We start from the raw sequence: 12,864 nt of genomic DNA on the forward strand, positions 1-12,864 counted from the left end.
CAACATCGGTGCGGTCATGCCAGAAGTCACAAAACTTCTGGCTCTGAGTTAGTCAGGTGATGTTCGTCACCTGCGTGTCCCGCCCCATACTGCGCAAGAACTTTCGCTGCTGCCTGAGCAACTCACGGTAGTCGATGCAGCGATAGTGCAGACCGTGGCGGGGTGCCAGGTCGGCGATGATGTTTGCCAGCGCCGGGTAGTGTCGATGACTCCAGCCAGGGAACAGGTGATGAGTCAGATGAAAGTTCAGCCCGCCCACGGCATGGTGCAGCCAGCGTGGAGAGGTTTGCCAGTCGCAGGTTGTCGCGAAGTTATGTCGATACCAGCCGTGTGGCATCAACGGGCTGCCTGATGGCTGATAGAACTCCGCTTCTGCCCAGTGCGTACCAAGCAGCAGAAATACCACCCAGAGAGAGGCGAGCATCTGGCTCAAAAAGTACGCGATCAGCACCGTCGTCCAGCTGCCCTCGAATATCACCAGCGGCACTATCAGTACCAGCAGCAGATGGCATGCCTTACTGGCCAGAAATACCGCCCAGCCTTTGTTTCCCGGAAGGATTCTTTTGGCTTTGAGCGGCGTCTTTCCAAGACGGTCCGACCAGTCGAATATCCATGAGATGTAGGGCAGCGACAACGCTGCGACCATGGGCCAGTAAAGATGTTGATAACGCATGTGCTTACGCCAGCCCTGGAAGGGCGACTGTCGCAGGACGCCATTCTCCTCGGTGTCCAGATCGTAATGTTCAACGTTGGCATAGGCATGATGAAACTGCACATGCCTGACTCGCCAATAATCCGGATCAATCCCGAGCGGCAAGGTCATCAACCTCCCCACCAGCCGGTTTGCCCAGGCGGCCCGGAAAAAAGCATTGTGGGTGGCGTCGTGAAACACCATTACGTTGAGTAGCATGCCTGTCAGGACAAACAGGAAATAGCAGCCCACGAATGCCCACGCATTGTGTTGCATAAGGCTCGAGGCATAAAAACCGCCGCACAGCAGGATAAGGAGCAATGCCGTCACCTTTTGCCGAATGCTTGCGTAGCGATGGTCGTCTGCCAGGTAGGCGTGGGCCGCCTGCTTGAGGGCGTGATGAAACGCCTGTTCGCCATCGGCAGGAAATGACAGGGGGGCAAGTGACTCAGCCATGATGTTTTTCCACCGGATTTGCGGCTGGAAGGTTGTAGCCGCGAGAAGACACGGCCACCCATGCGCCGTGCAGGGCGAGGGCGACCATCGGCAATTGCCAGTAAGCCTGCGACCAGCCGTAATAACCCAGAAACAGCAACGCCAGCCCCAGGCTGACTATCAGCCAGACAGGAACACTCCAGGTCCTCGCTTCGGTCATTGCTCCCAGCGCCACCGAGCCCGCCACGAGAAAAACGAACAGGACGACCTGCGGCCAGGTGATGTCGCTGTAGCCATAGCCGTATTGATAGATATAGCCCACCACCAGCGCGAAGAGCAGCAACGCGCCACTGAAAATGCTCAAACCCGAAACGCGCGAGCGGGTCGGTTCGTTCGATTTTATCGACAGTCGCAGGTAATGCAGAAAAGGTACGTTGCTGGCCCAGAACGGATTTGCGGAAGAGCGAGGCCCTCCGATTCCAAACGTGTAAGGCACATCGGGCAGCCTGGAAAATGTGCCGAACAGCTTGTCCCAGAAAATGAAAGTACCGCCGAAGTTCTTGTCTGAGTAGGCCCGGTCTTTGACGTGATGCACGCGATGATGGGTCGGAGTAACGAAAATCTTCTCCAGCACGCCCAGCCTGGGTGTCAGCGCATTATGGTTAAAGAACTGCATCGAGTAATGCAGGATCGACACTGCGACAAACACATGCAGGGGCACCCCCAGCACGGCCAGCGGAATGAAGAACGGAATCGAGGTGAGTGACGAATACCAAGAGTTACGCACGCCCAGGGACAGGTTGAAGTGCTCGCCCTGATGATGCACCACATGCACGGCCCAGAGTACGCCAACGTGGTGATGCAGGCGGTGCAACCAGTAAAAACAGAAATCCCAGGCCAGCAACGCGAACGCCCAGACCCATAGTGGCGGCCATGTATCCAGCAGGCCAAGGCTCAAGTACGTGGCGACAAATCCGTAACAGATGACTTCCAGGCCACGGAACAGCCACAGCATGAGGTGGCCGGAATTCAGATTGAACACCACGTCATGCCAGTCAACCGGCTTGCGCTGCATCCACTGCAAAATGACGGCCTCGCCTGTTACGGCCAGCAGCATGATGATGATCGGAATGGCCAGATCGCTCATTGCATATTCCCTTTGAGTGCGACTTGCCTGCTTCGGCCGAGCGCATCGACCAGCATACCCGCCACCAGTGCGAGCACGGCGCCACTGACCACGTCGATGAACAGATGACGGCGCAATTGCAGGATCGAATAGGCAATGGCGGCCACCCATAAGACAAACACTGCAGTACGCGCGCTACGCCTTGCTGCACTGATCCCCCAGACTGCCAGCACCATCAGGGCCATGTGCAGGGATGGCAGGCAATTCTGGGTCGAGTCTACATAAGTCAGTGCTGCCAGCAGTGTAGAGCTTAACGTTGTGCCCTCATCGACCGGGTACACCATCGTTGTCGGCCACAGTAGATAGACCGTTCCGGCACCCAGTGCGGTAAGACGCATGGCGCGAGACAGCCAGCGCACCCGATCGAGTGGGGTCATCAGATAGCCCAGTGGAACAACCACGAAGAACGACAGGTACAGCCAGATTGCGTGGGGCGTGAATGCGATCATTCGGTCGAGCGGCGAGGGTGTCATGACCTGGCCGGTGCTCTGCAAATGGTCGGTCAGCGTATAGATCAGACCGACCGAACCCCAGCCAAGCAGCATGTGCCACAACCGAAACATCATTGGGTTGTTCATGCTTCTGCCTGCCGGACAATACGGCGTCGTTTTCGATCGAAGTTCGGCATCACGTTCTGCACCGTCAGTTGCCATTCAAGTTTGTCAGTGGCAACACCCTGTTGTGTGAACAGGGCGACAAGTTGTCTGCGGCTGTGCTCCAGTTCGGTTTGCGTACAGTCTGCAATCAGCTGCAGCCGGGTTTTCGAAAGCTGAATCAAGCGGTAGTCACTGGTCAGTGGCAGTGCATTGGCAATTGCCCGACTGCACAGGTCGGCAAAGATAATCTGCATCTCACCGTGCAGGTCGGGCAGCGAAAGCTGATCGTCGCGGCGACCTTCTATTCGGGAAATTGCCATCGAATGCTGACCACACGGGCAGGGCTCGGATTGCCTGACCAGTACATCATCCAGTCGGTAGCGTACGATAGGTTGGGTGCTGCGAGTGAAGTCGGTGATCAACGGCGTGAAGCGCTGCTCATCAAGCCATTGGGGCTCGATATGCACGAACTCTTCGTTTAAATGCAGTGTGCCATGAGAGCACGTGGCCGCCAGAAAGCCTTCGGTTGCCTGATAGACCTCGCCGACCTCGCGGAACACCGTGTTCAGCAACTGGCGATCCTGTGCATCCAGGACTTCGGCGACGGAGATCACTTTCTTTACTTCGAGTTGGATCTGCCCGCTCAGAACGGCCAGGGCCAGGGCGCGCAGCACCTGTGCTGGCGCAACGATAATGGTCGGCGCCTGTGCTTGTAAGCGAGGCAACTGCTCAGTGAACGGCGCGAACAGGTCATAGAAGGCCAGGCTCAGCCAGCGATTGTCGACGCTGTGGTACAGGTTATTGTCCGCACGTAAAAACAGCGCGACTCGCTCACCCGCGAAAATACCGTCTGGCAGCATCTTGGCAAGCATCCCGCCCGCCCAGATCTGCTGTTCCTGCGGGCTCACGACGAAAACGCCGCGCTGCCCTGACGTGCCCGAGGACAGCCCGACGCTAAAGCGGCCGATGCGTGGCGTGAAGTCGCGTTCGGCTTCGCCGCGCCTTGCGCAGGCCAGCAACTGATCACGTTGCAGACCTGCCGTGTTCATCTGGTCGAACTGCGTCATCATCAGCGCTTTGTCCATCAGCGGCCATTCGTTGAATGGCAGAGCGCTGTAAGCCCGAAAATAGGGACTTTTGGCCAGCACCCTATGGGCAAAGCGTTTCAGTTGCCTGTTCTGAAAATGCTCCAGTGCCTGGCGATTGGAAAAGCGCAGGCGACGCGCTCGCCAGTAGTGCCAGAGCGTCATCACCGGGATCATAAATCGCCCTCGTGGCACAAACGAATATCCACATGGCCTGCTGCCCACAACAGGTTCAGACGATTCAGCGTCTGGTAGTAGGCCTTGCTGTCGTCCATCAGCACGTTGGCAAGCACAGAAGGCCCGCGCAATTCTTGATAGCTAAGCGGCGACCATGCGGAATCACTGGCCAGCAGTGTCCAGCCATCGTCGGTGAGAATAAATGCACCCAGGTGTCCAGCGGCATGACCTGGTAGCGGCACCAGAACAATCTGCCCGTCACTGCCCGGCAGTTCGTAGCCATGTGTAAACGGTGCCAGTTGCTCGGTCAGGCTGACCTGCTCAAAGCCCTCGACGAACTGCAACGCTGCCTCGAAACCTTCCGGAATCAGTCCCGGTACGAAGGCGCGCTTGAGCGCGGCGATGCCACGTAATGAGCGGGTTTTCTGCCAGCCTTCGCCCGAGCAGATAAAGTCGAGATGACTGAAGTCCCGAAGGCCGGCGATGTGATCGGCATGAAAGTGGGAAATGATCAGCGCCTGAATATCGTTGGCCGCGTAACCCGCATTACGCAGCTGATCCAGCAGCGTTTCACCCGCATCCAGGTATACCGGGGTAACCTGGCTGTAGATGCGGAACACCCCCGACCGGGTATGCTCCTGAAAATGGTTGGCGTAGCCGGTATCCCATAACCAGCGGCGATCGCCAACCTCCAGCAGATACGCTCTGGACGGAAATTTGCAGACCCTCAGGCCCGCGCCTTGCAACGCCATACAACCGATATGCGTGCAGTAACCCACTTCAAAGGTGGTAATGCTAGCCATGGGGCTTCACCGCATGAGACTTAAGCCACTCTCCCGTGAGCTGAACGCCTTCTTCCATCGAGTATCGCGGCCGGTAGCCCAGTTCTTCAATGGCTCGCGTCTGGCTCAGGGTCATATCGAAGTTCACCGCCGCCACACTGTATCGAGTCAGCACGGGTTCCTTGCGCGTTATACAGGCCAGCAGCTCGAGTGCCGTCGCCAGCGAGTGCAGCAATCGGTAAGGCACGCGCTGCACACGATAACGAATGCCGAGTTGTTCGTGCAGTAACAACTGCAAGGTATCCACCAGTCGCATGGGCTGATGATTGGTGATGTTGTAGGCGGCACCTGAAGACAAAGAATTGTTATGGCTGGCCAGATCCATGGCGTGCACAACGTTCAGTACAAACGTCAGGTCCAGTACCGCCTCACCACCACCGGGCAAACGCAGCACGCCGCGGTCGCGTTCTATCTGGCCCAGAATCCGGGGCAGAATCACCCGGTCATACGGGCCGAACAATCCACGGGGCCGCAGGATAATAAACGTGGTCTGTGGATAAAGCGGCACCAGCGCCTGTATGGATTGTTCTGCCTGGTACTTGCTGCTGGCGTAGTGATTGGCGAATCGTCGGGCACGGTATTGCTCGTCAATACGCTCATGGTCTTGAAAGTCGAAATAGATCGCAGGCGTGGATATGTGCACGAAGCGCGAAACGCCGCAGCGGCCCGCTGCCTCGGCCAGCTTTTCTGTGACGACTACATTGGCCTCATGAAACTCGGCCTCGCTACCCCAGGGAGAAGACTTTGCCGCGCAGTGCCAGACCACGTCATTGCCGAGCATCAATTGCTCACATTGCTGTGCTGTAGCCCGGGTCAGATCCAGGGCGGTGAACGCCGCTCCTTGTTCTCGCAGCAGATTCCCCACTGCCGAGTCACGTCCGGTGGCATGTACCCTATGGCCTGCGTTCAATAGCCACTCTGCCGCATTGCGTCCGAGGCCACTGGTGGCGCCGGTCAGCAGAACCTTCATGGCAGCAGCACCATGCCCGCCAATGTCAAACCGGCAGCGGTACCGATCAGCATCACGGGTTTGCCGGGTGTAAAGCGGCCGGTGGTAAAAGCAGTATGCAGCGCCGTCGGAATCGATGCCGAGACCTGGTTACCGTGATAGCGATAAATATCCACCAGTACCTCAGGCCGTACTCCAAGCCTTTTTCGCATGTGCTCAAGCGAAAGATGGCTGGCCTGATGGGGGACCACGGTGGCGATCTCGGCAAGCGTCAATCCGCTCCTTTCCAACAGACGTGCGAGGTAGCCCTCGATCAACGCGGCAGCCTGACGAAACAGCTGCTTGCCCTTCATATGGAACAGAAAGTCACTGTCAGTCATGCCTGCACGTGGATTGCGGCGTGTACCGCCTGCTTGAATCTCGCACAGGTCGCTGCCCTGTGGATAAGTCTCGGACAGGCTGCTCAGAATGCCGCTGCTGCCGTCACCGCGTTCGACAATGGCGCAGGCTGCTCCGTCGCCGAGGATCAGCGAGCTTTCCTCGTCATCCCAGTCGATACCGCGCGAAACGAGATCTGCCGAGACGATCGCAATGCGCTTGTAGATCCCGGCATTCAGCAAGCCGGCAGCGACCTGTAGCGCCGTAATGAAGCCGACGCAACTGCTGTTGATATCAAAGCCGGGCGTACCCGATGGCAGGTGGGCCGCTTTGAGAATCAATGCTGCCGTGCAGGGTAAGGCCTGCATGGGTACTGCCGAGGCCGAGATCAACAGATCGATCGAACTCGCCGGGATCTGCTCTCTTCTCAAGGCATCCTGAAGTGCTTGTGCTGCAAGTTCGGCCTGGCTGGCATCGAGTGTTGCGTGAAAACGACAATGTACGCCGGAGCGCTTTTCGACATAACCCGCAGGCTTGTTCAATAACGTGTCCAGCGCAGACGAGTCCACTCGATTTGCGGGCACCGCTACGCCAGTCGCAATAATTTTCAGTGGCAGCAAGGCTGCGGGGGAGGAGGGCGCTGTCATTGGAGTCCTGGCTTCGCATCCATGTGGCAATTACCTGAATGACTGATTCAAATATAACGCTGGCTGAACATGGCATGGGTCGATGAGCCGCGAACCCTCATGCTCGGCAAGAGGACGGTGTCATCGGTTATCTTTTCGGGTTAAAGACGCATGCCTTTGAACGGGTTCCAGCCTTGCTCGCCTTTTACTTCTTTGAGGTAGTACGAATAATTGACGGTCAAGGCATACATCAGCGAGAAGGCCACATTCAAACCTCCCCCCTGCGCGTAAGGAACCTCGGTTCCCAAAAGCGTACATACCAGAAGGATCAAGGCGTTGGTCGCGAGCATTATGCCAATCAACGCAATGCCTTTTTTCCACAGGCCCAGCACGAAGAAATAAATGGGGCCAAAGAAATACGCGATGACGTTGAAATTGATCCGCATTTTCTTCCTGAAGCCAGGAAGTGATTTGAGGCCAGCCTTGAACCGCGGGTCGTTCGGCGCACCATACGTCTCGAAGAAATTGAAGCGCTCCTGCCACTTGGCGCTGTACGTGCCAGTGCTGCGCGTCTGATCTGCTGTGCTCATGGTGCTGCTCCTGATGTTCCATTGGGGTTACGTCTTTCTTCCGGGAAACCCTGTGTTCTGGCGTTTTTATGATCAGGTTGCTGAGTGTATGGAGTTTTCGGGTGGTGTACTACGCAACCGCGTAACCTGGGCGCTAAATCGCCACAATTTTTCATCTGGTCAGTCTGATAGGCAGCCATTGACTGGAGTCGCTCGTTTTTCTGGTCAGGTTGCTGCCAGATTATCGGTTGTCGCGGCTGACCCGTCCCCATGACCGGACGTGCATCAACCATTTTTACGAAGCGCACCAGGTTCAATGCTTTGCTTCCAGGATACTGATCATTGGTTCTTGATAGTTTTCATCTATCAAAATGCCCGATTTTTTTAATAATGACTCTGCCGCTGCTCGCTCTTTTGCCATTTTTCTTAGTTCGGCGGGCACTAGAGTTTTCCAGTGTTCACGATCGTCGCTGTCTATAAAGCTTTTATAGAACTCAGTTTCCGACCTGAAGCTGAGGGTAAATAAATAAGAACCACGTTCCTGCTTGGAGTCAGGTGTATTTTCACGCTGAACACTAAAGGTAAGGTATACACCATCCTTATAAAAATACCAGTCGCTGAGCATCGGTGAAGACAGCCACTCTTCCTTGGAGAGGATTAAGGCTGGATCCTTCCAGGGCCCTGTAACAGCAGGCTTTTCAAGCACAGTGTCAAAGTCTTTAAATTTTCTAGCCTCGGATCCCGGTATTCTTGCTTCGTTGGGGTAAATGTAGCGCCTCCAGCCTGTTGCTTTCAGATTTCCGAGTTGCTGGTAAAAATAGTCGATGGCCTTGGTGTGTTCCGAGTTTGAGGGTACTCCACCTAATATAATTTTGGCATTAGTAATGTTACTGTCTTCAATCGTGCTGAATACAGCGCTGACAACATCGTCAAATATCAGAGGCTGCTGGCTTGACTCGATGACAGCCGTCGCCTTGCTTGAGCTTTGTAGAGGAATGTCAAAATCGTAAAAGCAAATTTTGTCATTACAGTCCCTGTCAAAATTCACAGTTGACGCTGAAAGCAAGGTTTCAACAGGCTCATCCAGTTTAAATTTTATCAGTAGCGGTTTCTGTTTCATATCAGGGTTTCCACAGGCTGTAAGAAACAAAAGTAGCGTCAAAAAAAATTTTTTATGCATGGTCGTGCCAGGACGATATTTCTATAATGGTGTTTTCCATATATTTTTTATTTATGTCCATAAGTGTGTGAAATTTGTCTGCAATTTTAGTGATAAACTTCATTCTTTCGGTAGGGTCGTACAGTTGACCTTCGGTCATTGTTACATTGAGCTTAGGATTATCTGACTCACAAGCAGTGCTAAAGGCAGCAAGCCGACGAGGCACGCCGAAATGACCCTCCAGTTTAGATTGACCGTATAAAAGAGTTTTGAATCCGAAGCTCTCGTAGATTAAAGGTTGTAATATTTTCCTTTGCTCATGGTTTGCGATGGCTATTAAAGAGGCTAGCTGCTGTTGTCTTTGGGCGTCCCTGCCACGGATGATTTCAATTTTAGCTATCAAGGAAAATCCCAGTCTCAGATAATCAGTGACTTTGAGATTGTCTATTTTCAGTAGCGCGTCTTCTGCCCAAGGCAGCTTTTTAAATGACGCTTTGAATTCTTCGTTGTACTTGTTGAAGTCGCGCTTTTCAATACATTCAGTGAATTGCTCTGGAAAATTTATATAAAACCAGTGCCAAACGAAGATGTCTTGGAATAGCCAGAAATTTCCTTTGCCTAAGTAATTTTTTGTTGCTTCAAACGCAGCCAATGATGGAAATGCATAGCGCCAGTTTGAAGTGCTGGAATAGTCTAGCGCACACATTACCTGCTTGCTCGCAAACGCCGCTAAACCGGTCCAGTAAAATCGCCCCTTCAATGCGGGCTTCCCGTTGAGCTCTTGTTCTAGATAAATTCTGGCGTAGTTGCCTGCAATGCGCGCGGCACGTGCACTAAAGTCGCTTATTAACTTATATTGTGCTGGTTTCAGGCAGGGTACGCGAGACTGTACACTCAATCGGCGAACGGCAACTTGCTGGCCGATCGACCATAGCGCTTTGCATCCAGGATTCAGGTCATTGATCGAGCAAGCATGAGGGTTAAAGTTAAAGTCATCTTTCATGATTTTTTACTCGGAGAGTATTCGTCCGACCCCGCGGGCACGATCAACTCGTCAGGTACCAGCGTAACCTTGCCATTACCAGGCTTGTCGCTAAAAATCCGTGGAATATTACCGTCTTGGTCGGTAAAAAATATTTTCTTGCCTTCGTCAGGAATATCAACCTCGACCGCGACATCCTCAAGCGGTACACCGTGAGTGGTCATGAGGCGATTTTGCTCGTCATACAGCCCTGCGGGTACTGCGATGGGAAGCTCCTTATTTGCATAGTCCATGCTTGCGGGACCGCTGAGGGTCTTTTTGGCACCTTTGATGTCTATTGTGCCTGGCGCATGCACCTCGATATTGCCGCGTATGATCCTGATATAAGCGCCGCCACTGGTGAGCAAAATTTCTTTCTGTGCAGACATTTCCACTAACTGTGCAAGAGAGGTGATTTTCATGCCCTGCTGCGCGGTCAATTCCATCGCATCACTCTGCGCCTGCAGCTCGATCTTGCCCTTGGCTGCAAACAGCTTCGCTCCCGCATTCTGGGCGAACAGGCTGATGCTTTGCGCGACGCTGGCCAGCAGGGATTTGCCGCTGGCGATGCTGACGTCTTCGCCGGTGCTCAGGGTCAGGTGTTTGCCGCTGTGCAGGTGGGTGCTTTTCGGCGTGGCGGTGGCGATATCGGCAGGGGAGGAGGCGATCAGCAGAGGTTGCTGGTAACCCGGCGTTTTACCGCGTCCGCCGCTGCGGATTGCCCAGGCGGTATCACCGCCGTTGCGTTGCTGCTCGCCGGGGCCTTGGCTTGGGGCGCCGTCGTCACTGCCGTAGGTCACGTCGGCGTCGCTGTTGAGCTGGGTCAGGCTGTCCAAGCCTTCCTGCATGGGCAGGGCATTGTGCTGTTGGGCCGTATCGGACAGGGTCTTGACGCGTTGTTCACTGTTTTTCAGTTGCTGTTGCGCTTCGCTGGCATCGATCTGTGCGCCCTGAGCACCGCTGCGTTTCCAGGTGCTGAGGTACAAACCCTGCTGGGCGCGCAGTGCGCCGTAGGCATCGGTGCGCAATTCAAACCCGGTACCGCGCAGGCCTCCGCGATTGTTGCCGCGCTGGTCGATCAGGTAACCGAGGTTGAGCTGGGTATGCCCGTGGCTGCTGTGGATCTGGGTGCGGACCTGGCCGGTGGAGTCGTCCATCACCCAGTGGTTGAAACCTCCGCCGCCGACTTCCTTGCTCTTGTAGCCGGCCATCAAGCCGCTGGAGTGCCAGGCAGGTTTGTGACCACCGTAAACCTGGCCCATCACCAGTGGCCGGTCGATGTCGTTATCCAGGAAGGTGATGACCACCTCTTCACCGGCACGCGGCACGTGCACACTGCCCCAGTCCGGGCCGCTGCTCGGTTGCATCATGCGCAGCCAGCAGGAACCCAGCTCGCCGTCTTGGGAAAGCCGGTCCCAGTGAAAGCGTACGCATACCCGGTTCAAAGTGTCGGTAAACACCTCATGACCGTTGGGTGTGACCACCACGGCGGTCTGCGGGCCAGGATTATTCGGCTTGAAATGCTCCGACGGGCTGCGGAACGGCACGCTGTGCAACTGGCCTTCGAAGCGGTTGAGGAAGAAGCCGTGGCTGCCGACGCCCAAGTTGTCCGCTACCTTGTTCACGACGCCAAGCCCTGATGGCTCAGGACGGACTGATCTGAACAGCGCCGCCAGACTGCCCGGCACTTCGCGACGTCCCTTGGCCAGCGGCAGGTTGCTTTCGGCGAACATCTCGACTTCGATCAGCAGAAACTGGCGCTCTTCAGCCGCCTTGCGCTCGTACAGCGGATGCTGGGTCAGTTCAAACCAGCGTCCGGCTTCCATTTGCCGCACACCACTTTGACCCTGAATACGACGAGCCTGCGATTCACGCTGCTCGATCTGTACGCGACTCAGCCATTCGCCGCGGTCCTGCTTCTGCCAGCCGTACTGGCCTTGATACTCGTACCGCTCCAGCGCCTGCGGGGCCGAAGCGGCCTGCAAGGCCGGCATCACGGTTTCGCGTGGCTGGCCGTGGGCTAGGTAATCGACACTGCGCCAGTGCAGCTTGCCGCTAAGCAACTGCGAGCCACTGCTCCACTGAGTAATGCCGTCCTGTTTCTCGGTGGCGTTCTGAGTGTGAAACCGAATGCTCTGGGGCGCCAACGCGGGGAGGGTATCGACGGTATCGGTAAAGACGATGCAGTGCTTGTCAGCGGTATGTTCGACGTACCAGAAAAGACCTTCCTGTTCGCACCAGCGCTGCACGAAGTTGGCATCACTTTCATTGAACTGGGTGACGTAGGAGAGCGGGGCGTATTCGCGACGCAGGTCCAGGCGATAATTGCCCTTGGCCTGCTCGTACATCGAGAAAACGGCTTCAAGGATCGCCGGCAGGTTCTTGTCCTGCCAGATGCGGCAGTCGAGGCGGTACTCGAGCAGGCTGAACCAGGGCGCGAAGACCAGTTGCCAGTCATGCAGGCCGCCGTCATTGCCCAGATAGCGCACGCTCTCGACCAGGCCATGACGCTGCGCGGGAGAACCGTCATCGCAGAGGATGGCCAGGCTGACGGGTTGGCCGATGAGTTTTTCAGGATCGTATTCGGTGTCCTGCACCACCACGTCGAGAGTGTAGCGGGGCACGCGGCCGATGCGCTCGACCCCATGCATGCGCAGGGCCTGAAGCTGATGCTCGCCCAACGGCGTGGTGAGTTGCAGCAGGCGTCCGCTCTGGCTGAGGGCGGTACCGAATGTCAGATCCATGGTGTAGCTCCCCTACCTGGAATGGTCTCGTATCCCTGATCTAACATGAATTGTCGTCCATGTGTTTCTTTTAGATGGATGCCTTTGCCTTTATCGTCATTATAAGCATCGAAACTGCCTGGATGAAGAAGTAGCATGCCACGGGCATGAGAAAGTCGTAATTGCCACGTGTCGCCAAGTATAAGAAAAATGCGCAAAAAGCAGCGATGAAAGATAATGCGCATGAGATAAAACACTGATATCGCAAAATGTGGTTTAGTGGGCTTTTGCCGTTTACCAGAAACGTCAGTATTTTGAACGGTGCATAGCAAGCTCCGTAGAGGGGCAATGCCAGGATTAGAGCAATTAGTATGTAGCCTATAAAGTCGGGCATTAAATTGTTCCATTTATTTTATTCTTTATTGCT

General features: G+C 55.3%; 12 protein-coding genes. All 12 read right to left on the reverse strand.

The window, feature by feature from the left end; genetic code table 11:
- Positions 1–52: 52 nt before the first annotated feature.
- On the reverse strand, positions 53–1,147 hold the full coding sequence (locus V476_RS12265) for a fatty acid desaturase family protein (protein WP_024961293.1): 1,095 nt from the start codon (positions 1,145–1,147) through the stop codon (positions 53–55).
- Positions 1,140–2,273 (reverse strand): sterol desaturase family protein, encoded by a 1,134-nt coding sequence (locus V476_RS12270; protein ID WP_024961294.1) that lies wholly within the window; start codon positions 2,271–2,273, stop codon positions 1,140–1,142. The genes V476_RS12265 and V476_RS12270 overlap by 8 nt, the downstream gene beginning before the upstream one ends.
- Positions 2,270–2,890 carry a phosphatase PAP2 family protein gene (locus V476_RS12275; protein WP_003343712.1) on the reverse strand — a complete coding sequence of 207 codons (621 nt, stop codon included), beginning with the start codon at positions 2,888–2,890 and terminating at the stop codon, positions 2,270–2,272. Before V476_RS12275 ends, V476_RS12270 begins: the two co-directional genes overlap by 4 nt.
- On the reverse strand, positions 2,887–4,170 hold the full coding sequence (locus V476_RS12280; protein ID WP_024961295.1) for a F390 synthetase-related protein: 1,284 nt from the start codon (positions 4,168–4,170) through the stop codon (positions 2,887–2,889). Before V476_RS12280 ends, V476_RS12275 begins: the two co-directional genes overlap by 4 nt.
- Positions 4,167–4,973, reverse strand: a complete 807-nt coding sequence (locus V476_RS12285; RefSeq protein WP_024649819.1) for an MBL fold metallo-hydrolase — start codon at positions 4,971–4,973, stop codon at positions 4,167–4,169. The genes V476_RS12280 and V476_RS12285 overlap by 4 nt, the downstream gene beginning before the upstream one ends.
- A complete protein-coding gene (locus V476_RS12290) occupies positions 4,966–5,982 on the reverse strand; it encodes an NAD-dependent epimerase/dehydratase family protein (protein WP_024961296.1) in 1,017 nt (338 codons plus the stop codon). The genes V476_RS12285 and V476_RS12290 overlap by 8 nt, the downstream gene beginning before the upstream one ends.
- Positions 5,979–6,986, reverse strand: coding sequence for a 3-oxoacyl-[acyl-carrier-protein] synthase III C-terminal domain-containing protein (locus V476_RS12295; protein ID WP_024961297.1), 1,008 nt, complete (start codon positions 6,984–6,986; stop codon positions 5,979–5,981). The genes V476_RS12290 and V476_RS12295 overlap by 4 nt, the downstream gene beginning before the upstream one ends.
- Positions 6,987–7,126: 140 nt before the next feature.
- Positions 7,127–7,555 carry a DUF2628 domain-containing protein gene (locus V476_RS12300; RefSeq protein WP_024961298.1) on the reverse strand — a complete coding sequence of 143 codons (429 nt, stop codon included), beginning with the start codon at positions 7,553–7,555 and terminating at the stop codon, positions 7,127–7,129.
- Between the two features lie 292 nt (positions 7,556–7,847).
- Positions 7,848–8,654, reverse strand: a complete 807-nt coding sequence (locus V476_RS12305; protein WP_235810925.1) for a hypothetical protein — start codon at positions 8,652–8,654, stop codon at positions 7,848–7,850.
- Between the two features lie 52 nt (positions 8,655–8,706).
- Positions 8,707–9,696, reverse strand: coding sequence for a DUF2515 family protein (locus V476_RS12310; RefSeq protein ID WP_235810926.1), 990 nt, complete (start codon positions 9,694–9,696; stop codon positions 8,707–8,709).
- Positions 9,693–12,458 (reverse strand): type VI secretion system Vgr family protein, encoded by a 2,766-nt coding sequence (locus V476_RS12315; protein WP_051128933.1) that lies wholly within the window; start codon positions 12,456–12,458, stop codon positions 9,693–9,695. The genes V476_RS12310 and V476_RS12315 overlap by 4 nt, the downstream gene beginning before the upstream one ends.
- Positions 12,449–12,844 (reverse strand): hypothetical protein, encoded by a 396-nt coding sequence (locus V476_RS12320; RefSeq protein ID WP_154232052.1) that lies wholly within the window; start codon positions 12,842–12,844, stop codon positions 12,449–12,451. The genes V476_RS12315 and V476_RS12320 overlap by 10 nt, the downstream gene beginning before the upstream one ends.
- Positions 12,845–12,864: the final 20 nt, after the last annotated feature.

Source organism: Pseudomonas syringae KCTC 12500 (assembly GCF_000507185.2).
Classification (GTDB): domain Bacteria; phylum Pseudomonadota; class Gammaproteobacteria; order Pseudomonadales; family Pseudomonadaceae; genus Aquipseudomonas; species Aquipseudomonas syringae.

Bases quoted from the DNA above. Each gene is read 5' to 3' on its own strand.
- V476_RS12265 (WP_024961293.1), bottom strand. From the start codon at position 1,147: ATGGCTGAGTCACTTGCCCCCCTGTCATTTCCTGCCGATGGCGAACAG.
- V476_RS12270 (WP_024961294.1), bottom strand. From the start codon at position 2,273: ATGAGCGATCTGGCCATTCCGATCATCATCATGCTGCTGGCCGTAACA.
- V476_RS12275 (WP_003343712.1), bottom strand. From the start codon at position 2,890: ATGAACAACCCAATGATGTTTCGGTTGTGGCACATGCTGCTTGGCTGG.
- V476_RS12280 (WP_024961295.1), bottom strand. From the start codon at position 4,170: ATGATCCCGGTGATGACGCTCTGGCACTACTGGCGAGCGCGTCGCCTG.
- V476_RS12285 (WP_024649819.1), bottom strand. From the start codon at position 4,973: ATGGCTAGCATTACCACCTTTGAAGTGGGTTACTGCACGCATATCGGT.
- V476_RS12290 (WP_024961296.1), bottom strand. From the start codon at position 5,982: ATGAAGGTTCTGCTGACCGGCGCCACCAGTGGCCTCGGACGCAATGCG.
- V476_RS12295 (WP_024961297.1), bottom strand. From the start codon at position 6,986: ATGACAGCGCCCTCCTCCCCCGCAGCCTTGCTGCCACTGAAAATTATT.
- V476_RS12300 (WP_024961298.1), bottom strand. From the start codon at position 7,555: ATGAGCACAGCAGATCAGACGCGCAGCACTGGCACGTACAGCGCCAAG.
- V476_RS12305 (WP_235810925.1), bottom strand. From the start codon at position 8,654: ATGAAACAGAAACCGCTACTGATAAAATTTAAACTGGATGAGCCTGTT.
- V476_RS12310 (WP_235810926.1), bottom strand. From the start codon at position 9,696: ATGAAAGATGACTTTAACTTTAACCCTCATGCTTGCTCGATCAATGAC.
- V476_RS12315 (WP_051128933.1), bottom strand. From the start codon at position 12,458: ATGGATCTGACATTCGGTACCGCCCTCAGCCAGAGCGGACGCCTGCTG.
- V476_RS12320 (WP_154232052.1), bottom strand. From the start codon at position 12,844: ATGGAACAATTTAATGCCCGACTTTATAGGCTACATACTAATTGCTCT.